This is a genomic window from Pseudomonas sp. 05N431 (genome assembly GCF_056397005.1).
The window spans coordinates 52,150-77,970 of the sequence record NZ_JBFTMN010000004.1 but is presented as its reverse complement, the minus strand read 5'-3'; the positions used below and the strand labels follow the sequence as shown (position 1 = coordinate 77,970).

The window sequence follows — 25,821 nt, the reverse complement described above, 5'->3', positions numbered from 1 at the left end:
CAAGGGATATCCATGAATAACTTTGAAACATAAGCAGCCTTTTTCATCGGATAAAATGGTCAAAATGCGCTGCGTGAAATGATCAACGAGAGATAACCGATGAAAACCACACTGCGTCTGGCCGCCCTTGGTGCCCTGTTCATCAGCTCCCTGGCCCAGGCCGCCGAGCTGATTCCGATTGATGTACACCGCGATGCCAATTGCGGTTGCTGCAAAAAGTGGATCGCGCACCTGGAAGCCAATGGTTTCCAGGTCAACGATCACGTCGAAACCAACATGAGCGAAGTCAAGCAGCGCCTCGGCGTCCCGCCGCGACTGGCTTCGTGTCACACCGCGGTGATCAACGGCAAATTCGTCGAAGGCCATGTTCCCGCTGAGCAGGTTCTGGCCTTGAGCAAATCCGACCTGCTCGGCGTCGCCGCACCGGGTATGCCCATGGGCTCGCCAGGCATGGAAATGGACGGCATGGCCGATGCCTATCAGGTCATTGGGTTGGCTAAAAATGGCACCGATAAAGTGATCGCCGACTACCCGGCCCGGTAATGCTCGTTGGCTATCTCGGGCTGTTCTTCGCGGCATTCGGTGCCGCGACATTGTTACCATTGCAGTCCGAGGCCGTGTTGGTGGGATTGCTGCTCAACGGCGAGCATGGACTGTGGTTGCTGCTCGCCGTCGCCACGCTCGGCAACGTGCTGGGTTCGTTGCTGAACTGGTGGCTGGGACGCGGCATCGAGCGCTTCAGGGAGCGTCGCTGGTTTCCGGTCAGCCCTGTTCATCTGGAAAAGGCCCGCACTCACTATCAACGCTATGGCCATTGGTCATTGCTGCTGAGCTGGGTGCCGATCATTGGCGACCCACTGACACTGGTGGCCGGTGTGATGCGAGAACCCATGGGGCGTTTTTTGCTGATCGTGACCTTCGCCAAAGGTGCGCGTTATGGTGTGCTGGCCCTGGCGACACTGGGCTGGATGCCTTGAACCTTGGGTGCGGCCACGTTGTTAATGTCGCCCTAATCGCTACTATCCAGCATCGGCCGATTCGCAACGGAGTTCACCTATGCCCAGCTCACGTCCTCTTTGGTTGTCCGGCCTGTTACTGACGCTCGCCCTGCCCGTCCTGGCCCACGCCGAAGGGCCCGCCTATGGGCCGGAGCTACAGGGCTTCGACTACCCCTATACCCTCAAGCATTTTGCTTTTGAATCTCAGGGTAAAACCCTGCAAATGGGTTACATGGATGTCGCCGCCAGCGGCAAAGCCAACGGTCGCAGCGTAGTGCTGATGCACGGCAAGAATTTCTGCGGTGCGACCTGGGACAGTTCGATCAAGGCCCTGAGCGATGCCGGCTACCGGGTAATCGCCCCGGATCAGATTGGCTTCTGCACTTCCAGCAAACCGGAAAACTATCAATACAGCTTTCAGCAACTGGCGAGCAACACCCACAAACTGCTGACCAAACTCGGCATTCAAAAGACCAGCCTGCTGGGTCATTCCACCGGTGGCATGCTTGCGACCCGTTATGCGCTGCAATATCCCGAACAAGTCGAGCAATTGGCACTGGTCAATCCCATTGGCCTGGAAGACTGGAAAGCCCTCGGCGTACCTTATCGAACCGTCGATCAATGGTATGACCGTGAACTCAAACTGTCCGCCGACGGCATTCGCAACTATGAACGCAGTACCTATTACGCAGGTCGCTGGAAACCTGAATTCGACCGCTGGGTGGACATGCTCGCCGGCCTGAACAGGGGACCGGGCCATACACAGGTGGCATGGAACTCGGCGCTGATCTACGACATGATCTTCACCCAACCGGTGTTCTACGAGTTCAAGAACCTGAAAATGCCGACCTTGCTATTGATCGGTACGGCCGACACCACGGCCATCGGCAGCGACATTGCGTCACCTGCGGTCAAGGCAAAGATTGGCCATTACGACGTCCTTGGCAAACAGGTCGCACAAATGATTCCACAATCGACGCTGATCGAATTCCCCGGCTTGGGTCACGCACCACAAATGGAACAACCCGCACAATTTCATCAGGCGTTGCTTGGCTGGCTGGCCAAGACCACGCCAACCCTTTGAAGAGGCAATGCTCATGGCTGTGCAGATTGCGGTGATCGATGACTGGCAGGGCGTGGCCCGTGACGTGGTGGATTGGTCGGTGCTGGACGGTATCGGCGAGGTCAGCTTTTTGCATGAGTACCCTGCCGACCACGCCACACTGAGCGATCGCTTGCAGTCCTTCGAGGTGATTTGTGTGATGCGCGAGCGCACGCTGTTCGACGAAGCTCTCCTGCGTAGCCTGCCCAAACTCAAATTGCTGGTCACCGGCGGCATGCGCAATGCCGCCATCGACCTCAAGGCCGCCGCGGCGTTGGGAATTCAGGTCTGCGGAACCGACAGCTACAAACAGGCGGCGCCCGAATTGACCTGGACGCTGATCATGGCCCTGACCCGCAATCTGCTTGCAGAAGCCAACGCCCTGCGGGCCGGTCACTGGCAACAAGGCCTCGGTGGCGACCTGTACGGCAAGACCCTGGGTATTCTGGGCCTGGGCAGCATTGGCAAACGGATCGCCGAGTTCGGTCAGGTGTTCGGGATGCGCGTTATCGCCTGGAGCGAAAACCTCACCGCCGAGCGTGCGGCCGAAGCCGGAGTCACTTATGTCAGCAAGCGCGAATTGTTCGAGCAAGCCGATGTGCTGTCGATCCACCTGGTGCTCAGCGAGCGCAGCCGGGGCCTGGTCGATGAGCAGGCACTGGGCTGGATGAAACCGTCAGCGTTGCTGATCAATACCGCGCGCGGGCCGATCGTCGATGAAGCCGCATTGATCCAGGCCCTTGAACAGAACCGTTTGAAGGGTGCAGCGCTGGATGTCTTCGAGCGCGAGCCATTAGCCGCCGACCATCCGTTTCGGACATTGCCCAACGTACTGGCCACACCGCATGTCGGCTATGTCAGTGAGCAGAACTACCGGCTGTTCTTTTCACAGATGATTGAAGATATTCAAGCCTGGACAACCGGCCACTCGATCCGGATGTTGAATTAGGCCGCAGCGTCCTGACACACACCCTGTAGCAGCTGGCGCAGCCTGCGTTCGGCCGCGCAGCGGTCGTGAAACCATGCCCTGCGGTGCGTCAGGCTCACCGAGTCGTCAGTATTTACGACTGCTTCGCAGCCGAACGCAGGCTGCGCCAGCTGCTACAGGGGTGGTGGTGTCTTCTTCTGTCAGTTGGTCGCACCAATAGGGTGCGGACAGCGCTTTACCACGCCCCATTCTCTGGCAACCCTCTCCCCCTTTTTGTGCCATGGCGGCGAATAAACCTGCACTTCGTCGGTGCAGATGCGGCTCATGGGGCCTGAAAATCGTGATGCCAGACCGATTGTCGAACAATTTCAAATCGTCACACACTCCGCTCTAAGTTCTGACCTAGACTCCATTTCGTGACTGGAAACCGGCCGGTCATTTTGTGGGGAAAAACCCGAAACTTTCTGCCGAAGCAACGGGTCAGGTTAAAGGTGGGGCCGCAGCGACTGGTGCAATCCTTGCAACGACCACTACAGCCTTTGAGATTCGGCGCATCGACCAGCGTTTGCTGCTCCTTGCGTGGCGCTTTTGCGCCCGGCCACAGTCACTGGCCACTTGCATCACGGGTGAGATATGCCTGAAACAGATCAATAAAACGGGAGAAACACATGAACAGTGCCGCTTTAGAAATCCAGGGAGAGCGTTCTCACCAGCAAATCGGCGAACCGACTTCGATGTCGGTTCTTGCCCCGGGTGCGAAAACGGTACTGCCCGCTCCACGTCAGAATCCAAACAAGAAGAAAGTGTTATTCGTGACCTCGGAAATCGCCGATCTGGTGAAAACCGGTGGCCTGGGTGACGTTTCTGCCGCATTGCCCCGCGCCATGGCCCATTTGCACGATGTTCGGGTATTGATCCCCGGTTATCCGCAAGTGATGCACAGCGAAAACCCGATCCACATCATCGGCGAACTGGGCGGACACGCCGCCTTGCCACCCTGCAAGATCGGCCGCATGGACATGCCCGACGGGCTGGTCATTTACGTCCTGATCTGCCCCGAACTGTACGAACGCGAGGGCTCGCCCTACGGCGCCAACAATGGCCGTGACTGGCCGGACAACCACATTCGTTTTGCCCGTCTGGGCCTGGCAGCCGCCGACATCGCCGCCAACCTCGCACACATCCACTGGCGCCCGGATCTGGTGCACGCCCACGACTGGCCCGCAGGCCTGGCCCCGGCCTACATGCACTGGCGTGGTCAGCGCACACCGACACTGTTCACCATTCATAACCTGGCTTATCAAGGCGTGGTCAGCCTCGCCTCTTGCCCCGAACTGGGTATTCCCGAACATGCCCTGCAACAGGAAGGCATGGAGTTCTACGGCAAACTGTCGTTTCTCAAGGCGGGCATGGCCTATTCGAGCCATATCACCACCGTCAGCGCGACCTACGCCCAGGAAATCACTACCCCGGCCTTCGGCTGCGGTCTCGACGGTTTCCTTGCCAGCAAGACCCAACAAGGCCTGCTCAGCGGCATCCCGAATGGCATCGACGAAAGTTGGGATGCTGCGACCGATCCCCACCTGTTTTGCCCGTTCAGCATCGGCGACTGGGACGGCAAAGCAGTGAATGCCGCCCACGTGCGCAAACTGTTCGGCCTGAAGGACTCCAAGGGGCCGCTGTTCGCCGTGGTCTCGCGACTGGTCTACCAAAAAGGCCTGGACCTGACTGAAGCCGTGTCCGAGTTCATCGTCTCTTCGGGCGGGCAAATCGCGATCATCGGCCGTGGCGAGCCGGAAGAAGAACAAGCCATGCGCGCCCTCGCCCTGCGTTTTCCAGGGCAGATCGGTGTGCGTATCGGCTTCAACGAAACCGATGCGCGACGGATGTTCGCCGGCAGTGATTTTCTGTTGATGCCTTCACGCTATGAACCGTGCGGCTTGAGCCAGATGTATGCACAGCGTTTCGGCTCGTTGCCGGTCGCGCGCAACACCGGCGGTCTGGCCGACACCATCGACAATGGCGTCACCGGTTTTCTCTTCGACGAGTCGACTGTTGCCAGCTACGAGGAAGCCTTGAGCCGGGCGTTCAAGGTGTTCGCCCACCCGCCCCTGTTGAACGCGATGCGTTGCCGGGCCATGGCTGCGCCATTCAATTGGTGCAAAGCGGTCGAACCCTACGCTGAACTCTATGAACAACTGGTCGCCAAGGCGTTGGGTCAGTCGGTCAAGCAGTGAGAGGGATTCTTGAATGCCGTTACGGACTCCGGAAACCTGGCCCCACGGCGCCGTCATGCTGGATGCCGAACACACCCGTTTCGCCCTGTGGGCGCCCGATGCGTTTTATGTCAGTGTCGAGCTGGAAGACGGGCAATCACTGCCGATGTTGCCTCAGGCAGACGGCTGGTTCGTGATCGAGACCCGTTGCCCGGCCGGCACCCGCTATCGCTACAACATCGATGGCGAACGCGACGTGCCGGACCCCGCGTCCCGGGCGCAAGCCGGCAGTCTGGCGTCACCCAGCGTGGTGGTTGACCCGCATGCTTACCGTTGGCAGCACTGCTTCTGGCAAGGCCGGCCCTGGCATGAAGCGGTGATCTACGAACTGCATGTGGGTGTGCTGGGTGGTTTTGCCGAAGTCGAAAAGCACCTGCCGCGGCTGGCCGAACTGGGTGTTACCGCGATCGAATTGATGCCGCTGGCGCAGTTTCCCGGCGAGCGTAATTGGGGTTACGACGGCGTGTTGCCCTACGCGCCCCAATCGTCATACGGCACGCCTGATGCGCTCAAGCACCTGATCGATAGCGCCCACGGCCTGGGTCTGGCGGTGATCATCGACGTGGTCTACAACCATTTCGGCCCGGACGGCAATTACCTGCATCACTATGCCAAGGGCTTTTTCCGCGAAGACCTGCACACGCCTTGGGGGGCGGCCATTGATTTCCGCCGTCGCGAGGTGCGCGACTTCTTTATCGACAACGCGCTGATGTGGCTCCTTGAGTACCGTTTCGACGGTTTGCGTCTGGATGCGGTACACGCCATCGAAGATCCGGATTTCCTTCAGGAGCTGGCGGCAACCGTGCGCGAGCACATCGATCCACCCCGCCATGTCTGGCTCACCCTGGAAAACGAGCACAACCAGGCCAGCCTGCTGGAGCAGGGCTTCGACGCGCAGTGGAACGACGATGGGCACAATGCGCTGCACGTGCTGCTGACCGGAGAAACCGAGGCTTATTACGCCGATTTTGCCGAGCAACCCACCGAAAAACTGGCCCGCTGCCTGAGCCAGGGCTTCGCCTATCAGGGCCATACCAATCGCCATGGCCGTGCCCGAGGCGAACCCAGTGGGCATTTGCCGCCCAGCGCCTTCGTGCTGTTCCTGCAAAACCATGACCAGATCGGCAACCGGGCCTTTGGCGAGCGTCTCCACCAGTTGACTGCACCTCAGGCATTGCACGCGGCGACGGTCCTTTTGTTGTTGTCACCGATGATCCCGCTGCTGTTCATGGGCGATGAATACGCCGCTGACGAGCCGTTTCTGTTTTTCACCAGCCACCATGGGGTGTTGGCAAGGCAGGTGCGAGAAGGTCGACGCAATGAGTTCGCAGCGTTCAGCGCCTTTGCCGATCCGCACACCCGCGAGCGGATTCCCGACCCGAACGCGTTGCACACGTTCACCGCTTCGCGTCCGACACTGACGTCATCTGAACCGCTGACACCGCACGCGACCCTGATGCTTTATCAACAATTGCTGCTGATCCGTCATCGGGAAATCATTCCGCGCCTGCCTGGTGCCCACGCGCTGGGCGCCACGGTGCTGGCAACAGGCGCGGTGAGTGCGCGTTGGCACATGGGCGATGGCAGCCTGTTGTGCATCGACCTGAACCTCAGCGCGGGGCCTGTGTCCCATTTACCACAACCCCACTCCCGGCTGTTGTTCGAGTACCCGCAGCAGTCTTTCGAACACCTGCAACAAGGCACCCTTGCCCCCTGCTGCGCGCTGGTCAGCCTGACGGCAGCCACACCCTTGTCACCCCCCACTGGAGAGCGCCCATGAGCGATGCGCAACTGGAAATCCTCGCCAGCCGGGCTGGCCTGGCGGTTGACTGGATCGACGCCAACGGTCGGCCACAAAAAGTCGCTCCGGCGGCATTGCGAGCGATCCTCAGCGGGCTAGGCCACCCGGCCGGTAGCGCTCAGGAAATCGACGCCAGCCTGCAGGAACTGCAACAGAACCAACAAAACAAACGCTTGCCGCCAATGATGACCGTCGACGTCGGCGCCGGGCTCGACCTCGCGCGTCACTTTGCCCCTCAAACACCCTGCGAGATTCACCTGGAAGACGGTGCGATCCTCCACCTTAAACTCGATGATGAAGCGGTTCTGCCGGGGTTGATCCCGGTCGGCTATCAGGACGTTCGCATCGCGGGCCAACGCTTCACACTCGCCGTCGCCCCCTTGCACTGCCATAGCGTGGCCGCCGCCGTTGACAGCCCGATACCCCGGGCCTGGGGCCTGAGTGTCCAGCTGTATTCACTGCGGCGCCCCGGCGACGGCGGCTTCGGCGACCTGCAGGCACTGGAAAACCTCGCCCGCGTTGCCGGTGAACGCGGCGCCGATGCGTTGGCGATCAGCCCGTTGCACGCGATGTTCAGCAACGACACGCAACGCTACAGCCCTTACTCCCCCTCCAGCCGTTTGTTTCTCAACAGCCTGTACGCCTCACCCGGGGAAATTCTCGGTGAGCGCGCCCTGCGCCTGGCCATCGACATTACAGAATTAGCCGATGAGCTCAAACACCTGGAAAAGCAACCGCTGATCGACTGGCCCGCCGCCGCGAAGGCCAAGCAGCAATTGTTGCAAGCGCTGTATGAAGGATTCTCCCAGGGTGAACATCCCTTGCACGCAGACTTCAGCAGCTTTCGCCACAGCGGTGGCGAGGCCCTGGAAAACCACTGCCGTTTCGAGGCGCTCCAGGAAGCTTGTGCCGCCCTTGGCGAAAGCCTCGACTGGCGCCAGTGGCCTGAGCACTGGCGCGACCCGCGCAGCGCCGAATTGGCGGTATTTGCGGAGAAAAATGCCCACCGCATTGGCTACTACGCCTTTTGCCAATGGTTGATCGCTCGCAGCTTGCAACGCGCCCAAACCGTTGCGCGCAGCAGCGGCATGGGCATCGGTTTGATCGCCGACCTGGCGGTCGGTGCAGATGGCGGTGGCAGCCAGGCCTGGAGTCGTCAGGACGAATTGCTCGCGGCCCTCACCGTCGGCGCGCCCCCGGACATTCTCAACCGCACGGGTCAAGGCTGGGGGATTTCTGCGTTTTCCCCCGAAGGACTGGTACGCAATGGTTTTCGTGCGTTCATTGAAATGTTGCGGGCCAATTTTGCCCATAGCGGCGGTTTGCGCATCGACCATGTCATGGGTCTGCAGCGATTGTGGGTGATTCCCCTCGGTGCGCCGCCGAGTGACGGCGCGTATCTGTATTACCCGGTGGACGATCTGCTGCGTCTGGTGACGCTGGAGTCCCATCGACATCAGGCGATCGTGCTCGGCGAAGACCTCGGCACCGTGCCCGATGGCCTGCGCGACAAACTCATCGCCCGCTCGATCCTGGGTATGCGCGTATTGCTCTTCGAACAGGACCACGGAGCACACTTCAAACCGATTCTCGACTGGCCGGACAACGCGCTGGCCACCACCAGCACCCATGACCTGCCGACGCTCAACGGTTGGTGGCATAGTCGCGACATCGAATGGAGTGTCCGGTTGGGGCTGGTCGACAGCCACGGTGAACAGCAATGGCGCGAACACCGTCAGCGTGAACGCGAAGGTTTGCGTCGGGCCTTGAGTCAGGACCCGCAAAATTTTCGCGAGGAGACCCACGAGACTGACCAGGTGCTCGACGCCAGCGTGCGTTTCCTGGGCCACACCCGTGCCCCCTTGGTGTTGCTGCCGCTGGAAGATGCGCTGGGCATTGATGAACAGGCCAACCTCCCCGGCACTACCGACAGTCATCCGAACTGGCGTCGGCGCCTGTCTGCCGAGAGCAAAGTGCTGCTCGACGACGTCGATGCCGCGCGGCGCCTGGAGATGCTCGCCTGTGCGCGCCTTCAGGCCGCCGAGCGTGATCGATGAGCGAGGTGCAAAGCTCGCCGGTACGGGCGACGTTGCGCATACAGTTTCATCAGGGGTTCACCCTGGATGACGCCGTGCCGCTGGTGCCGTATTTCTGTGGTTTAGGCATCAGCCACCTCTATGCCTCGCCACTGTTGAGTGCGCGGGCCGGGTCGATGCACGGCTACGACGTGGTCGACCCGAGCCGGGTCAATCCCGAGCTGGGCGGCGAGCCAGCCCTGCGGCGACTGGCCAGTGCGCTGCGGGCACAGAACATGGGGCTGATTCTGGACATCGTGTCCAACCACATGGCCGTGGGCGGTGCCGACAATCCCTGGTGGCTGGACTTGCTGGAATGGGGGCGACTGAGTCCCTACGGTGAGTTTTTCGACATCCAATGGCATTCGCCAGACCCATTGCTCGAAGGCCAGCTGTTGCTACCGTTTCTGGGCAGCGATTACGGCAGCGCCTTGCAGGACGGCACGCTGACGTTGCACTTCGATCCGGGACGGGGCAGCTTCCATGTCGAACACTATGAGCATCACTTCCCGATCTGCCCCACCGATTACGCTGAACTGCTCAAGCCTGACGACTCGCTCGATGTTGAACGGGCACTGCAACTCAAGGTATTAGCTGATCAGTTCACCACCCTCCGCTACCAGACCGATGCCCATTCCCTTGCGCGCCCCTTGCAGCAAGCACTGACGACACTGGCATCTGATCCGGCGATCTTGCGCTGCATCGAGCACAACCTCAGCCTCCATGACTCCCGCCAACCTGAAGGTTTCAGCCGCCTGCACACACTGCTCGAACGCCAAAGCTATCGCCTGGCCAGTTGGCGCACGGCGGCCGATGACATCAATTGGCGGCGCTTCTTCGACATCAATGAACTGGCCGGGCTACGGGTCGAGCGCCCGGCGGTATTCGAAGCCACCCACGCAAAGATCTTCGAGCTGATTGCCGAGGGACTGGTGGATGGATTGCGCATCGACCACATCGACGGGCTCGCCGACCCGCATGGTTACTGCCGCAAACTCAGGCGTCGGGTGAACGCCCTGTCACCGTTGCGACACGTACCGATCTATGTCGAAAAAATCCTCGGCGACGGTGAAACACTGCGGCGCGACTGGCAGGTCGATGGCACCACCGGCTATGAGTTCATGAATCAGCTGTCGTTGCTGCAACACGCTCCACAAGGCGAGCAGGTCCTTGGCGAACTGTGGAACCGACACACCGATCGGCCCTCAGCCTTCCTCGAAGAAGCACAACTGGCACGCCAGCAGATTCTCAACGGTTCGCTGGCCGGCGACTTCGAAAGTGTCGCGCAGGCCTTGCTGCAAGTGGCCCGCGATGACCTGATGAGCCGAGACATGACCCTCGGTGCGATTCGTCGGGCATTACAGGAACTGGTCGTGCATTTCCCGGTGTACCGAACGTACATCGGCCCGTGTGGGCGCTCGGCGCAAGACGAGGTGTTTTTTCAGCACGCCATGAACGGTGCGCGCCAGACCTTGAGCGAAGCCGACTGGCCGGTGCTCGACTATCTGGCGCAGTGGCTGGGTGGGCAACCCTGGCGCAAGCGCCCGATAGGTCGTCAACGCAAGATGCTCAAGCACGCCTGCGTGCGATTTCAGCAACTGACCTCGCCGACCGCCGCCAAAGCCGTGGAAGACACCGCGCTCTATCGCTCAGGCGTCCTGTTGTCGCGTAACGATGTCGGCTTCAACACCGAGCAGTTCAGTGCCCCATTCGCCGACTTCCACGCGGCGTGCAGCCAACGCCTCGGCGAGTTCCCGGACACGCTGCTGGCCAGCGCCACCCATGACCACAAACGCGGCGAAGACAGCCGCGCACGCCTGGCGCTGCTCAGCGAGCGCAGCGCCTGGTATGCCGAGCAGGTCGAAGACTGGCGGATACGGGCCAGCGTCCTGCGCAGCGATCCGTCGACGCCCTCGGCTGCCGATGAACTGCTGCTCTACCAGACCTTGCTCGCCAGTTGGCCGCTGGAGCTTCGTTGCGATGATCAACAGTCGCTGACGAGCTACGCCGAACGCCTGTGGCAGTGGCAGCAAAAAGCCCTGCGCGAAGCCAAACTCCAGAGCAGCTGGAGTGCACCCAACGAGCCTTATGAACAGGCCACGCGGGCCTTCATCGAGCGCCTTTTGCTCAGTCCCGAAGGCCTGCCATTACGCGGCGCCATCGCCGATGCTGTGCAAGCGATTGCCTGCGGCGGTGCACTCAATGGATTGGCGCAAACCTTGCTGCGTATGACGGTGCCGGGGGTTCCGGATCTGTATCAGGGCAATGAGTTCTGGGACTTCAGCCTGGTGGATCCGGACAATCGGCGACCGGTTGACTTCACCGTCCGCCAGCAAGCATTGCACACGCCGGTGGACACTCGACAGTTGCTGCACGACTGGCGTGACGGGCGCATCAAACATGCGTTGATCGCCCACACGTTGGCGTTACGCGCGCGATACCCGCACCTGTTTCGGCGGGGCCGTTATCAAGCGTTGCAGGTGGTGGGCAGCCAGGCTGGGCGGGTGTTGGCTTTCGCCCGTGAACTCAACGGCCAACGGGCGATTGTTCTGGTGCCGGTGCGGGTTGCGTCGCTGCTGGAAAGCAGTGCCACACCGCAGGTGCCTGCCCTGCTCTGGGGCGATACCCGAGTCAAACTGCCGTTCACCGCCGCCGAAGAAAAACTGAAGGGACTTTTTACAACAGGTGCAGTCACACACCACAAGGAGTTGCTGATCAGCGCCGCGCTGGGAGACTTCCCGGTCAATCTGTTTATCCAGACTTGAGTTCAACTCAGGAGCATTGCGATGAGTACCGATGACAAACGCGTTCGTGAATTTGCCTATCTGATCTGGGAGTCCGAGGGGAAACCCGAAGGCCAGGAGACGCGCCACTGGGAGATGGCGTGCAAGCTGGCAGAAGCCGAAGCCCTGGCCCCGACCAAGCCTGCCCGGACCGCCAAACCCAATAGCGGCAAAACCAACAGCAGCAAAACAGCAGCCAGCAAGCCCCTGGCGGCCAAGCCTAAAACCAAAGCAGCGACAACCGCCAAGGTCGTAACGCCACCGGGTGAAAAGCCTGTGACCGCGAAAAAGCCTCGAGCACCGCGCAAGCCAGCCAGTTGAGCGTACCAGGCTCTGATTGACCGCGTGGCGAGCAGGCTCGCCACTTCGGGGTTGGCTCGACGTTGAGAAACCGGCAATGCCGGCGCCAACACCCAAGCCCGATTGCAGGAGCAATGATGACCACGCCAAAAAAAACCGCGCCAGAACCTCACATCGAGGCCTCGCGAATCCGTGAAGGCTTACCCTTCCCGCTCGGTGCGACCTGGGATGGTCTGGGGGTCAACTTCGCGATATTTTCGGCTAACGCCACCAAGGTCGAACTGTGTTTGTTCGACGACGCCGGCGAAGTCGAGCTCGAGCGTATCGAGCTGCCCGAGTACACCGACGAAATCTTTCACGGCTATTTGCCGGACGCCCATCCGGGACTGATCTACGGCTACCGGGTGTATGGGCCTTACGACCCGCAAAACGGTCACCGCTTCAACCACCACAAGTTGTTGATCGACCCCTACGCCAAGCAGTTGGTGGGCCAATTGAAGTGGTCCGAATCCTTGTTCGGCTACACCATCGGCCATCCCGACGCCGACCTCAGTTTCGATGAGCGCGACAGTGCGCCCTTCGTGCCCAAGTGCAAGGTCATCGACCCCGCGCACACCTGGGGCCACGACCATCGGGTCAGTGTGCCGTGGGATCGAACGATCATTTATGAGGCTCACGTACGCGGCATCAGCATGCGTCACCCGTCCGTCCCGCAAGCGCTGCGTGGGACCTTCGCCGGGTTGATGGTCGATGATCTGCTGGAACATATCCGCAAACTTGGCGTGTCGTCGGTAGAGCTAATGCCGATACACGCCTTCGTTAATGACCAGCACCTGCTGCACAAGGGCATGACCAATTACTGGGGCTACAACAGCATCGCCTTCTTCGCCCCCGATCCGCGTTACCTGGCCAGTGGCAAGATCGCCGAGTTCAAGGAAATGGTTGCGCACCTGCACGAAGCCAATCTTGAAGTGATTCTGGACGTGGTCTACAACCACACCGCCGAGGGCAACGAACAAGGCCCGACCCTGTCGATGCGCGGCATCGACAATGTCTCCTACTATCGACTGAAGCCCGATGACAAACGCTTCTACATCAACGACTCCGGTACCGGCAACACCCTCGACCTGAGTCATCCCTGTGTGCTGCAAATGGTCACTGATTCGCTGCGTTACTGGGCCTCGGAAATGCACGTCGACGGTTTCCGCTTCGACCTGGCGACCATCCTGGGGCGTTACCACGACGGTTTCGACGAACGCCACAGCTTCCTCGTCGCCTGCCGCCAGGACCCGATTCTGCGTCAGGTAAAATTGATCGCCGAGCCTTGGGACATTGGTCCCGGTGGCTATCAGGTCGGCCACTTTCCGCCGGGCTGGGTCGAGTGGAACGACCGATTCCGCGACACCGTACGCGCCTTCTGGAAAGGCGATGACGGCCAGCTCGCCGACTTCGCCGCACGCATGACCGCCTCCGGTGAGATGTTCAATCAACGCGGGCGCCGCCCCTACGCCTCATTGAACTTCGTCACCGCCCATGACGGCTTCACCTTGAATGACCTGGTCTCCTACAACGACAAGCACAACGAAGCCAACGACGAGAACAATCAGGACGGTACTCATTACAACCTGTCCTGGAACCACGGCGTTGAAGGCCCCACCGATGATCCCGAGATCAATGCGCTACGCCAGCGGCAGATGCGAAATTTCTTCGCCACCCTGCTGCTGGCCCAAGGTACACCAATGCTGGTGGCCGGTGACGAATTCGCCCGAACCCAGCACGGCAATAACAACGCCTACTGCCAGGACAGCGAAATTGGCTGGGTCAACTGGGACCTGAGCGAAGACGGCAAGGCCCTGCTCAAATTCGTCAAACGCCTGATCAAGCTACGCCTGGCCTATCCGGTTCTGCGGCGCGGACGTTTTCTGGTGGGCAATTACAACGAGGACATTGGCGTCAAGGACGTCACCTGGCTGGCACCGGACGGCAGCGAAATGTCCACCGAACAATGGCACGATGGCCACGGGCGGTGCCTGGGCATGTTGCTCGATGGCCGCGCCCAGGAAACCGGAATCCGTCGCAAAGGAGCCGATGTTACTTTGCTGTTGGTGGTCAACGCTCATCACGACATTGTCAATTTTCAGCTGCCAGAAGTGCCTGACGGCGAATTCTGGACCTGCATGATCGACACCAACCAACCCTCGATTCAGGGCCAGGAGCGGTTCGACTTCAATCATCAATATTCAGTAACCGGACGCTCGTTGCTGTTGTTCGAGTTGCAGCATGAGGAGCAAGACTGATACGTAATTGCCCCTTATCGGCAGCGCTTGTGCGATCTACTTCATAAAAAAACGCTCGTTGAGGAGGTGACGGGGCGACGAATGGTGATCCATGAGCAATACTCTGCTCGCAGCAATCCAGGGTTTGGAGCGCTGTGCCCTGCGATCATCCGGCCGCAAGGGGTCTGCGCCGGCGTGTTCAGCCAGCTGCAATACGTGTGACGGCACACCAGAACAAGGACGTATCGCCATGAAATCCACTACCCTCGTCGATAGTAGTTTGCCTGTGCAGATCTGGAACACTGCCCGGCAACTGGACAATATTCCAGTCATCAGCACATCTACCCTTATTCCCGCAGGTGCTCGCGCGGTGGTAATCGCACCGCATCCGGGTGATGAAGTCGTGACCTGCGGTGGGCTGCTGCAATTGTTGAGCACTCTCGGCCACCCTCTGCAATTGATCTCGATCACCGACGGCAGCGCCAGTCACCCAGGCTCGAACCTGTGGTCGGAAAAGCGCCTGAGTGTGTTCCGCCCCCAGGAGAGCGTCGAAGCCCTGCGTCGCCTCGGTTTGCCCATGCATAGCCTGAAATGGATTCGCGGCGGTTTTACCGACAACGGACTGGCCGAGCGCGAACTCCAATTGACGCAATTCATCGCACGCTACCTGCGACCGGGTGATGTGGTGTTCACCACCTGGAGCGAGGACGGCATCATCGACCATGACACCGTAGGTCGGGCCAGCGCAAAAGCCGCCCTTATGGCGGGCGCGAGTTTCAATGAAGTGCCGGTCTGGGCCTGGCACTGGCCTGCCCGCGATCAGGGGCTGATTCCCTGGCACCGCGCCCGCAAGGTTCGCCTCGACACCTGGACCGTCGCGCGCAAATGCCACGCCACCCATGCGTACGCCAGCCAGCTGAACGGTGAACCGGAGATCGGCATCGCGCCAAAACTGCCCAGGGCTATCCTGGCGCGGATGCGTCAGCCCTATGAAATCGTTTTTGTGTGATCGCGAAAGGCCTGATGCCTTGGCCCTGTCCGAAATGCTGAACTGTCGGCCAATGCATCAGTGCCAGCGGTCACGAACCGAAGACTCCACGGAACAAGCCGTGCTTCCACTTCTGCGCCCCCTTGCTGCGGCTGGTTGGAGTGCATTTTCAAAGCCTTTTTGACGCGAAAAGAACCGCTGATTTGACGTCAAAATATGATTCTCCAGATAAACAACAACTTAGATAATTACCAAAAATCAGTCAGTTGCAACATCTAAATTAGCCATACCACTCATCGTTCAATTTCTTGACGCAGCGCCAACAATCTTCTTAGCTAAACGTTACTACCCCCGGAATTACCTTCTGGGGCAAGCCCCGGAAACCCGCTGAAGCGGGCCGGAGGGGTTTGCCTCAATGAAATCGGTCGCCCCTCATTCGGGGTAGGAGAGACGCCAAACAGAGTCATGGCATGCGATTGCAAGGTAGACCTCCATGAACACCTCCCACTTCCAACATGAGATCAAAATCACCCTGTACACCGTTTCCACTTCGTTGTTGCTGTGCACATCCATGGAGATTCAGGCGTCCTCTGCCGAGGACGAGGCTATACCCTGGTTTGAGCAAGATGTCCCGGCGCTCAGCCTGCCGACGCCTGATACGAGTCACAGCATCCGCTTCACCCGCAATCCCGGCCTTGATAACCAGCTGTTGACAGTCGAGCAAGCCGCTCCTTCTGCCTGGGATCGATTCTACGGCCAGCCTGCCAGGAGCGCGGAGCGCGATGTCCTCGGCTCCCCGTTTTCCGGCACGACCGGCTCCGAACTCAAGGGGCCGGCGTTGATTACCCTGCAAAGCAGCGGCGGCAGCACCCAGCGCGTTGGCCTGGTGGGCGGTACAAACCAGATTCAGGGCAATGCCAATGGCTTGTTGATCAGCTCTGCCGTCGTCGACCCGAACAACACCCTCAACGTGCAAGGCCCCAACCTTGGCGCCTATTGGAGCCTGACCGGCGCAAGCGGCTGGCACGTGGATTTGACCGCCAGCGGTGGTCGGGTCAATGGCTACAGCCTCAATGACCAGGGCCAGCGCCAGACCGCCGAAGGCAGCGCAATGACCCTTTCGGTGGAAGGCGGGTTCCCCATCGGCATCAGTGAAAACTGGGTCATCGAACCCCAGGCGGAGTTGATCAACCAGCGTATTTCCCTGGACACCCCCTATGCCGGTAGCGGCAATGCCTCATCCAGCGACCTGACGTCGTGGAGCGGCAGGGTCGGTGCAAGCTTGAAAGGCAGTTATGACATCAAGGGCCTGCCGATCGAACCCTACGTCCGTACCAACTTCTGGCACACGGTCAATACCACCGACACCGTGACCCTCGGTCAGGTCGACAGGCTCAGCAGCAGCCGGAACGCATCCTCGATCGAACTGGGACTGGGGCTGGTGGCCAGGGTCACGCCCTCCGTCAGCCTGTATGTCAGCGGCGATTACAACAGCGCGACCGTCAACAACGACTTGAATGGGTTGATCGGCAGCCTCGGGATACGGATGCGTTGGTGACCATCAGGAAGCCAGGCGCACGGTTTGCCAGCGATGACACCCGTAAGATCGCCATCGCCGGCAAGCCTTGCGCCTGCAGGTCGTGCGCAAAACAGCGCCGATCCAGGCGCGACCCGGCAAAAAACCTGAATAACCCCCCAACAAGTGCACAAAACCCAAAAATTCCCTGATCGCCGTTAGTCTCCACCCCCTGCGATGGATTAAAGTATCGCCCCCAGCCCTGGCGTTATTCGAACGCCTTTGCTCACCCTCTCCAGGAACAGTCATCGATGGAACATCGTGAAGCGCTGCTTGCGCTGCGAACCTTTCTTTCAACGCAGATTCTCGGCCAGGAAAAACTCATCGAGCGGTTGCTCATCGCTTTGCTCGCTGACGGCCACATGCTGGTCGAAGGCGCCCCTGGCCTGGCCAAGACCAAGGCCATCAAAGAGCTTGCCGAAGGTATCGAAGCACAATTCCATCGCATCCAGTTCACGCCCGACCTGCTGCCTGCCGACATCACCGGTACCGAGATCTACCGTCCGGAAACCGGCAGTTTCGTGTTCCAGCAGGGACCGATCTTCCATAACCTGGTGCTGGCCGACGAAATCAACCGGGCGCCGGCCAAGGTCCAATCGGCCTTGCTCGAAGCCATGGGCGAGCGGCAGGTCAGCGTCGGGCGCAGCACATATGAGCTGTCGCCACTGTTTCTGGTCATGGCGACCCAGAACCCGATCGAGCAGGAAGGCACCTACCCATTGCCTGAAGCCCAGCTCGACCGATTCCTGATGCACGTGAAAATCGGTTTCCCGGACGCGGCCGTCGAGCGGCGTATCCTGCAGCAGGCCCGCGGTGAAGCACTGCACGGCGAAACCAAGCCCGAGCGGCGGATCAGCCAACAAGCGATATTTGCCGCGCGCAAGGAAATCCTCGGCTTGTACATGGCCGACGCCGTGGAGGAATACCTGGTGCAGTTGGTCATGGCGACCCGCACGCCAGGCAAGTTCGACCCGGAAATGGCCGAGTGGATTGCCTATGGCGCCAGCCCGCGCGGCTCCATCGCCCTCGACCGTTGCGCCCGTGCTCACGCCTGGCTGGCCGGTCGTGACTTCGTCAGCCCCGAAGACATTCAAGCGGTGCTGTTCGACGTGTTGCGCCATCGCATCATTCTTTCCTTCGAAGCCGAAGCCGCTGGTATTGACCAGGACCGTGTGGTCCAGCGGATTCTCGACGTCGTTGCCGTCGCTTGACCCCGATGACCAAGCCGCTTGCGCCCGAACCGGGTATCCGTGTCAGCCTCTCCGAGCTGATCGAGATGCGCCATCGCGTACGCGAAGTGCAGTTGTTTTCCACGCCGAGCCAGCGCAGCCCGTTGATTGGCCTGCACCATTCCAAGCTGCGCGGACGTGGTGTGGACTTCGATCAGGTGCGGGTCTATCAGGCTGGCGACGACGTGCGGACCATCGACTGGCGTGTCACCGCACGCACCCAGGAACCGCACACCAAGCTGTTTCACGAAGAGCGCGAGCGGCCGATTTTCATCATGGTCGAGCAAAGTCGCCGCTTGTTTTTCGGCTCGGGGCTGATGTTCAAATCGGTGTTGGCCGCACAAGCCGCGAGCCTGATCGGCTGGGCTGCACTGGGACACAACGACCGTGTTGGCGGGCTGGTGTACGGCGACAACGAGCATTACGAAATCAAACCCCGGCGCAGCAAGCAAAGCCTGCTGCAACTTCTCAACCGCATGGTGCGCGTCAACCAGTCCCTCACGACTGAAAGCGAGCCGGATCGCGACAGCCTCGGTATGGCCCTGCGCCGCGCGCGCGAAGTGCTGCGCCCGGGGAGCCTGGTGATCGTGATCTGCGACGAGCGCGCCTTGTCCGAGGGCGCCGAGCAGCAACTGAGTCTGCTGTCGCGGCACTGTGATTTGCTGTTGCTGCCAGTCTCCGACCCTCTGGACCATGCCCTGCCCGCTGCCGGTTTGCTGCGTTTCGCCGAGCGCGGGGCGCAACTTGAACTCGACACGCTGAACTTCGACCTGCGCCAGAGTTATCGCGCCCAGGCCGAAGCCCGCATCGCCCGCTGGGAATTGCTGGCGCAGAAACTGCGCGTGCTGTTAATGCCGCTGAGCACTCAAAGCGAAATGGTCGAACAACTGCGTGAATACCTGAACCCGCAGCGTCCGGGTAAAAGCCAATGAACAGCCTCGATCAACTGCAACCGCTGATGACTCCACCGCCCATCGAGTTCTGGCCGCCGGCGCCGGGCTGGTGGCTGCTATTGGTGCTGCTGCCACTGATCGGCTTTGGCCTGTGGCAGCTACGCCGCTTTATTCCCGTCAAGCGTTCTACCGTTCGTGCCGAACAGCCGCTGGACCCGGTGCGACTGGCAGCGCTGGCAGAGCTGGCACAAATGCCCAAACCCTATGACGGCGCGCCGGCCGGTGCCTGGTTGCAGCAACTCAACGGGCTGCTCAAGCGTCTGTGCCGCAACCATTACCCCTACAGCCAGAGCCACACCCTGAACGGTCGTAAATGGCTGGCGTTTCTCGACAACCGTTGCCCGGCTGCCGGCCTGACCCGTTGGATGATCCTGGTTGAAGGCGCTTACAAACCGGAATGCAAACTCGACGACAAGGCCATTGCCGGCCTGACACAAGCCGTCGACACCTGGATTCGCAAGCATGTTTGAGTTCGCCTGGCCATGGATCTTCGCCCTGCTGCCACTGCCGTGGCTGATGCGGGTTGTGCTGCCGGTCGCCGACAGCGGCGAACCGGCGCTCAAGGTCAGCTTTCTGTCCGACCTTGAAGGCCTGGCCCGGCGTCGCGCCCGTGCCAACCTGCCGACCTGGCGCCAGCAAGCACCGTTCATCCTGCTCTGGCTGCTGCTGTTGATTGCCGCCGCACGTCCGCAATGGCTCGGCGAACCGCTGCCGATTGCCGCCAGTGGACGCGACCTGCTGGTGGCCGTCGACGTTTCCGGCTCCATGGATTTCCCCGACATGGAGTGGCAAGACGAAGACGTCAGCCGCCTGACACTGGTCAAACACTTGCTCGGTGACTTCCTTGAAGGGCGCGACGGTGATCGCGTCGGCCTGATCCTGTTCGGCAGCCAGGCGTATCTGCAAGCTCCGCTGACGTTCGACCGGCGTACCGTGCGCATCTGGCTTGACGAAGCACGAATCGGCATCGCCGGCAAGAACACCGCCATTGGCGACGCCATCGGCCTGGCCTTGAAGCGCTTGCGCCAACGCCCGGCGCAAAGCCGCGTGCTGATTCTGGTCACCGACGGCGCCAACAATGGTGGCGAAATCGATCCGCTGACCGCGGCAAGACTGGCTGCCGAAGAAGGCGTGAAAATCTACCCGATCGGCATTGGCGCCGATCCGGAGCAAGCTGGTCCTCTGGCTTTTCTGGCCGGCAATCCGACCATGGACCTCGATGAGCCCGCCTTGAAAGCTATTGCCGAGGCTACCGGCGGGCGCTACTTCCGTGCACGTGATGGCAAGGAATTGCTGGAGATCAAGAAGACCCTCGATCAACTGGAACCCGTGACCCAACAGCCGACCCAGGCTCGCCCGGCGCAAGCGCTGTACAGTTGGCCGCTGGCTGCCGCGTTGCTGATGAGCCTGTTGCTGGTGATCCGCGAACGCTGGCCCGATAATCCGCTGCAACGTTTTTTCACCAAGGAACATTTTCTGCAACAGCACTCTGACTGGCACCAGCGGCTTAAACGCCTGCGTCTGCGGAGGCGCCGATGAACGCGCTCTGGCCGTATTGGTTCCGCCCTTGGTGGCTGCTGCTGTTGCCGCTATTGGGCTGGTTGCTGTGGCAACTCTGGCACCGGAAAAAACGCGCGGGTCGCTGGCAGATGATCCTGCCGCCGGCCTTCCATGCCGCCCTGCTCAGCGGTGGCAATGGACGTGAAAGCAAGTTGCCGTGGGTCGCCCTGGGCCTGGCCTGGATTCTGGCGGTATTGGCACTGCTGGGTCCCAGCTGGGAGCGGGTTGAACAATCCGCGCAGAAACCTGCCGACCCCTTGGTGGTTCTGCTTGAACTGACCCCGGAAATGCTCGCCACCGACGTGCCGTCCACGCGCCTTGAACAGGCCCGGCGCAAGCTGCTCGATCTGTTGCAAGCGCGCAGCGACGCACAGACCGCCATCGTCGTCTATGCCGGCAGCGCGCACACGCTGGTGCCGCTCTCGGACGACCTGGCCACCAGCCGCAACCTGCTGGAAGCGCTGAAACCGTCGATCATGCCCGAGGCCGGTCATCGCGCCGACCTGGCCGTGGCCAAGGCGCTGGCATTGCTCAATCGCGGCGCCCTCGGCCAGGGCCGGATTCTGCTGATAGGCTCATCCCTGACCGAACAGGAGCGCCAGGGTATTCGTCAGGCCCTGCGCGGTCAGGCACCGCAATGGTTGATGCTCGGCATCGGCACTCCGCAAGGCGCACCGATCGCTGACGAACACGGCAGTTTCCTCAAGGATGCACAAGGCGCGATCCTCGTACCGCGTCTCGACGGGCCGAGCCTGAAAGCCTTTGCCAGCGAAATGGAGGGGCGTTACCGGCAAGCGCAACTGGACGACAGCGACCTGCGCGGTCTCGGGCTGCTCGATAGCCCGCATAGCGTGCGCAGCGATGGCCAGACCCTGCGCCTCGATACCTGGGCCGATCAAGGCTATTGGCTGTTACTGCCGCTGTTGCTGCTGACGGCCTGCGCGGGACGCCGAGGCTGGCTGTTCTGCCTGCCATTGCTGTTCATGCTGCCGCAACCGAGTTACGCCTTCGACTTCGACGATCTTTGGCTGCGCCCGGACCAACAGGGCCTGCACTTGCTCAAGCAACACCAGCCCGCGGAGGCCGCGCAGCGCTTCCAGGACCGGCAATGGCAAGGCGTCGCGCTGTATGAGGCCGGCGAGTATGCCGCTGCCGCCGAGCGTTTCGCCGAAGGCAACGACGCCCGTGCGCACTACAATCGCGGCAACGCCCTGGCTAAAAGCGGTGAACTGGAAGCCGCCGTCGATGCCTATGAACAAGCCCTTGAGCTGCAACCTGACTTACGCCCGGCGCAGACCAACAAAGCGCTGGTAGAAGCGTTGATCAAACAGAAAGCCCCCACATCACCCAATGAGCCGGATAAAACCGACGGCGAAGAACACCCGCAAACCCAGCAACCGCCGCCACCGGGCGCGTCGACACAGCCCTCGACCGGTGACGAGCAAAAGACCGACACGCAAACCGCGCAATCGCACAGCGACGCCAACAGCGAAAACCAGACCGACAGCCCGCCACAACCGGGCAATAATGAAGTGCCGGGCAGTGAGTTGGGCAACGAACAAAGCACCACACCGCCTATCCGCACCGCCGACGCCAACTTCGACGGCGAGCGCCGCCAGGCCCTGGAGCAATGGCTGCGTAAAATCCCGGATGAGCCGGGCGAACTGCTTAAACGTAAATTCTGGTACGAACAGCAACAACATCAGGATCAGGGAAAAACTCGATGACCCGCTTCACCGCTCTATTGCTCAGCCTTTCGCTCTGGACCGTGGGTGCCCAGGCTGCGGGTCTGGTTGCCAGCATCGATCGCAGCCGCGTGAATTCCGGCGAAACGGTCGAACTGACCCTCGAATCCAGTGATGTCACGCAGTTCGGCAAACCTGACCTGAGCGCACTTGATCCACTGTTCGAAGTTCGCGGCACCCGCCAGGTCAACCAGCTCACCACCCTGGGCGACGACAGCCGCGCCACCACCCGCTGGATCATCACCCTCCTGCCCAAGCACAACGGCACACTGATCATCCCGCCGCTGCCACTCGGTGAGTACAAAAGCCAACCGATCAACTTGCAAGTGGTCGAAAGCGAAAAGCAGGACAGCGCCGACAAACTGGCGCCCGTGTTCATTGAGACCAGCCTCGATCAGGACACCGTGTACGTGCAGGCCCAGGCGATTCTGACCTTGCGCATCTATCATTCGGTGTCGCTGTATGACGACAGCAGCCTGACTCCGCTGCAAATCCCCGATGCGCGCGTCGAACAACTCGGTGAGTCGCGCACTTACGAAAAAGTCATCAATGACCTGCGCCACGGTGTGATCGAACGGCGGTACGCAATATACCCACAACACAGTGGCCTGCTGACGATTCCCGCACAGATGTTCAGCGCCACCCTGGCGGAGACGCAACCCTCTCAGGAGCCGGCCGCGCAAGGACCAAAAGCGGGCAAACTGATTCGCGTGAGTTCCACCGGGCTCAACCTGACCGTCAAGCCCAAACCGGCCGATTACCCCGCCGACGCCCCTTGGCTGCCGGCGCGCAGCCTGAGTCTCAGTGAAAACTGGAACCCTGCGCCTGATCACGTTCAAGTGGGCGACTCCATGACCCGCAGCCTGACCCTGAAAGCCGAAGGCCTGGCCAGTTCGCAACTGCCGCCCCTGCCCGCCACTGAAACCAGCGGATTGCGGCGTTATCCCGATCAACCACAATTGAGCAATCAACCCAGTGACCAGGGGTTGATCGGCATCCGCGAAGACCGCGAAGCACTGGTGCCCACTCGCATCGGGCAAATAGAATTGCCGCCCGTGGACGTGGTCTGGTGGAACACCCTTCAAGATCATCTGGAGCGCAGCAGCCTGCCCGCTCGCACCCTGAACGCCGTAAACAACCCGAGCCTGATGGTCGACGCTCCAACGAGTAACGTGCCGGCTACCCTGGCGGTCAGCAGTGAAGCACTCTGGTACTGGAAGCTCAGCACCTTGATCCTCGCTTGCACCACCCTGCTTGGCTTCGGCCTCTGGTGGCGTGCGCGTTGGCAGCCGGCGATTCTGCGCGCCGCGCAAACGGGCCCTAGCCCGCGCACGCTACTCGACGACCTCAAGCGTGCCTGCCAGGCGAACGACCCTCAAGCCACCCGTCAGGCCCTCGACGCCTGGGCCCGCCAACAGCCGGAAACCCTGGCCGACATGGCCGCACGCTTCGTACCGCTGTCCGACGCACTCGACGGTTTGAACGGCGCGCTCTACAGCGAAACCGGGCATTACTGGCAAGGCGAAGAACTCTGGCGCGCGATCCGCGCCATCCCGATTGCCGAACGGGTCCATGATCCGGTCGGCGACAGTGGTTTGCCGCCGCTTTATCCGAAGTGAGGGTCTTCAGTTTTTGAGATGGAGTTCGGCGTCCAGATGAATTGCCTGTAAAAAAGCGCTGTCGTGAGAGACGACAATCAATGCCCCTTGGTACTGATTAAGCATCTGCTCCAACGCGATTCGACTGGGCAGGTCCAGATGGTTGTCCGGTTCGTCCAGCAACAGCAATTGCGGTGGCCGCTGTGCATACAACTGCGCAGCGAGTGCTATTTTCAGGCGTTCGCCGCCACTCAACTGACAGGTCTTGAGCATCGCGCGATCCGCATCAATACCCATCTGCGCCAACCGGGTTCGCGCCTCTGATTCTGGCAGCTCCGGATTACTCTCGTAGAGCCATTGCACCGCCGAGCGTTCGGGATACTGTAATCCGGCGTGTTGATCCAGCCAGCCGATATGGCAACTGCGTATGAGCTCGCCTTTGCGCACCGGCAGTTGGCCGGCGATCACCTGTAAGAGGGTCGACTTCCCGCTACCGTTGGCGCCCAGGATTGCCATGCGCATAGGCCCTGTCAGCGTCAGATTGACAGGCGCCGTGTAACCGAACGGCAGCACGACGTCGTTGAGCTGCAATATCAGCTTGCCATTGGGCACCATGCTTTCCGGGGACAGCATCATGCGCTGAATATCCGGCGCACACCGCGCGCGGGCCTCGGCGATACGTTGTTGTTGCTGCTCTCGAGCCAACTGCTGGTTGAGGCGCAATTTTCCCTGACTGTTTTCACTGCGTTCTTTCTGGGCATTGGTGATCAGTTTGGTCTGATTGCCGTCGCGGGCCTGACGATCACCGCGCGCGTTACGCCGTTGCTGACGTTCCATCTGCACGACCATCTCACGTTGCTCACGCTTGGCCTGTGCCCGCTCACCTTGCAACGCCGACTGGAACGACTGCTGTTCTTGCTCGCGCGCCGCCGCATACTGACTGTAGTTGCCGCCATAGGCCGCCAGCCCCAATGGCGAAAGCTCGACGATTTCGCTCATGTGTTCCAAAAGGCTTCGGTCGTGGCTGATCAACACCAGGCCGTTGGGCCAGCGATCGATCTGCTGCGCGAGCTTGTGTTGCTGATCAAGATCCAGGTGGTTGCTGGGTTCATCCAGAATGAGCCAGTCAGCCCTTGACAACCACGCGCCCAGCAACACCACCCGTTGCCGCTCGCCACCACTGAGCGCATCGGTGCGCGCGTCGGCGTTCAAATGGCCCAGACCGATCTGCTCCAGTTCCGCCTCAAGGCGTATCGCGCAATCCCATTGATCGACCGCCAGCGAATGGTCCTCATCGTCGACGCTGCCCTGAGCAATTCGGTCCAGCGCCGCCAGAATATGGTCGACGCCGGCCAGCGCGGCAACGCTGGGATAGCGCTCGGGTTCCAGTAACTGCGCCACGGCGTAAACCCGCCCTTCGCGACGGACGATGCCGCTGGTGGGCAACTGTTCCCCCGTCAGAAGTCGACCAAGCAAGGACTTGCCACAGCCATTGGCACCAACGATGCCGGTGGCCCTGGCAGTGAAGGTGTGGTTCAAGTCATCGAACAAAACGCGCCCGTCGGGCAGGTTGAACGACACATGATCAAGTTGAAGTAACCGTTGGGTCATGACGCTTCCTTAAATATTCAAA

General features: G+C 60.8%; 19 protein-coding genes. 18 read left to right on the top strand and 1 reads right to left on the bottom strand.

Annotated elements, in window-relative coordinates; translation table 11 throughout:
* The first annotated feature begins 99 nt into the window (after positions 1–99).
* From AC1DIG_RS08005 to AC1DIG_RS07920, 18 genes are all read left to right on the top strand, one after another.
* Positions 100–543, top strand: a complete 444-nt coding sequence (locus tag AC1DIG_RS08005; RefSeq protein WP_477766852.1) for a DUF411 domain-containing protein — start codon at positions 100–102, stop codon at positions 541–543.
* On the top strand, positions 543–977 hold the full coding sequence (locus AC1DIG_RS08000) for a YqaA family protein (RefSeq protein ID WP_477766851.1): 435 nt from the start codon (positions 543–545) through the stop codon (positions 975–977). Before AC1DIG_RS08005 ends, AC1DIG_RS08000 begins: the two co-directional genes overlap by 1 nt.
* A gap of 79 nt (positions 978–1,056) precedes the next feature.
* Positions 1,057–2,082: an alpha/beta fold hydrolase gene (locus AC1DIG_RS07995; RefSeq protein WP_477766850.1), complete on the top strand. Its 1,026-nt coding sequence runs from the start codon at positions 1,057–1,059 to the stop codon at positions 2,080–2,082.
* Between the two features lie 13 nt (positions 2,083–2,095).
* Positions 2,096–3,049: a D-2-hydroxyacid dehydrogenase family protein gene (locus AC1DIG_RS07990; RefSeq protein WP_477766849.1), complete on the top strand. Its 954-nt coding sequence runs from the start codon at positions 2,096–2,098 to the stop codon at positions 3,047–3,049.
* Between the two features lie 647 nt (positions 3,050–3,696).
* Positions 3,697–5,265, top strand: coding sequence for a glycogen synthase GlgA (glgA, locus tag AC1DIG_RS07985; RefSeq protein ID WP_477766848.1), 1,569 nt, complete (start codon positions 3,697–3,699; stop codon positions 5,263–5,265).
* A 13-nt stretch (positions 5,266–5,278) separates the two neighbouring features.
* Positions 5,279–7,084 (top strand): malto-oligosyltrehalose trehalohydrolase, encoded by a 1,806-nt coding sequence (gene treZ, locus AC1DIG_RS07980; protein ID WP_477766847.1) that lies wholly within the window; start codon positions 5,279–5,281, stop codon positions 7,082–7,084.
* A complete protein-coding gene (malQ, locus tag AC1DIG_RS07975; RefSeq protein WP_477766846.1) occupies positions 7,081–9,162 on the top strand; it encodes a 4-alpha-glucanotransferase in 2,082 nt (693 codons plus the stop codon). Before treZ ends, malQ begins: the two co-directional genes overlap by 4 nt.
* The gene (locus tag AC1DIG_RS07970) at positions 9,159–11,945 is read left to right on the top strand and encodes a malto-oligosyltrehalose synthase (protein ID WP_477766845.1); all 2,787 of its coding nucleotides are present in this window, start codon (positions 9,159–9,161) and stop codon (positions 11,943–11,945) included. Before malQ ends, AC1DIG_RS07970 begins: the two co-directional genes overlap by 4 nt.
* A 21-nt stretch (positions 11,946–11,966) precedes the next feature.
* Positions 11,967–12,284, top strand: a complete 318-nt coding sequence (locus tag AC1DIG_RS07965; RefSeq protein ID WP_477766844.1) for a DUF2934 domain-containing protein — start codon at positions 11,967–11,969, stop codon at positions 12,282–12,284.
* Positions 12,285–12,400: 116 nt separating this feature from the next.
* Positions 12,401–14,560 (top strand): glycogen debranching protein GlgX, encoded by a 2,160-nt coding sequence (glgX, locus tag AC1DIG_RS07960; protein ID WP_477766843.1) that lies wholly within the window; start codon positions 12,401–12,403, stop codon positions 14,558–14,560.
* A gap of 229 nt (positions 14,561–14,789) precedes the next feature.
* The gene (locus AC1DIG_RS07955) at positions 14,790–15,548 is read left to right on the top strand and encodes a PIG-L deacetylase family protein (RefSeq protein ID WP_477766842.1); all 759 of its coding nucleotides are present in this window, start codon (positions 14,790–14,792) and stop codon (positions 15,546–15,548) included.
* A gap of 472 nt (positions 15,549–16,020) precedes the next feature.
* Positions 16,021–17,085, top strand: a complete 1,065-nt coding sequence (locus AC1DIG_RS07950) for an autotransporter domain-containing protein (RefSeq protein ID WP_477766841.1) — start codon at positions 16,021–16,023, stop codon at positions 17,083–17,085.
* 269 nt (positions 17,086–17,354) lie between these two features.
* Positions 17,355–18,314, top strand: coding sequence for an AAA family ATPase (locus AC1DIG_RS07945; protein WP_071550307.1), 960 nt, complete (start codon positions 17,355–17,357; stop codon positions 18,312–18,314).
* Between the two features lie 5 nt (positions 18,315–18,319).
* Positions 18,320–19,264 carry a DUF58 domain-containing protein gene (locus tag AC1DIG_RS07940; protein WP_145016546.1) on the top strand — a complete coding sequence of 315 codons (945 nt, stop codon included), beginning with the start codon at positions 18,320–18,322 and terminating at the stop codon, positions 19,262–19,264.
* Entirely contained in the window at positions 19,261–19,755 is a 495-nt protein-coding gene (locus AC1DIG_RS07935) for a DUF4381 domain-containing protein (protein ID WP_019690593.1), read from the top strand. The genes AC1DIG_RS07940 and AC1DIG_RS07935 overlap by 4 nt, the downstream gene beginning before the upstream one ends.
* Positions 19,748–20,824, top strand: a complete 1,077-nt coding sequence (locus AC1DIG_RS07930) for a vWA domain-containing protein (RefSeq protein ID WP_477766840.1) — start codon at positions 19,748–19,750, stop codon at positions 20,822–20,824. Before AC1DIG_RS07935 ends, AC1DIG_RS07930 begins: the two co-directional genes overlap by 8 nt.
* On the top strand, positions 20,821–22,572 hold the full coding sequence (locus tag AC1DIG_RS07925; RefSeq protein WP_477766839.1) for a VWA domain-containing protein: 1,752 nt from the start codon (positions 20,821–20,823) through the stop codon (positions 22,570–22,572). Before AC1DIG_RS07930 ends, AC1DIG_RS07925 begins: the two co-directional genes overlap by 4 nt.
* Positions 22,569–24,209, top strand: coding sequence for a BatD family protein (locus tag AC1DIG_RS07920; RefSeq protein ID WP_477766838.1), 1,641 nt, complete (start codon positions 22,569–22,571; stop codon positions 24,207–24,209). Before AC1DIG_RS07925 ends, AC1DIG_RS07920 begins: the two co-directional genes overlap by 4 nt.
* A gap of 6 nt (positions 24,210–24,215) precedes the next feature.
* Here the strand turns inward: AC1DIG_RS07920 and AC1DIG_RS07915 are convergent, their stop codons facing one another.
* Entirely contained in the window at positions 24,216–25,799 is a 1,584-nt protein-coding gene (locus AC1DIG_RS07915) for an ATP-binding cassette domain-containing protein (RefSeq protein ID WP_477766837.1), read from the bottom strand.
* Positions 25,800–25,821: the final 22 nt, after the last annotated feature.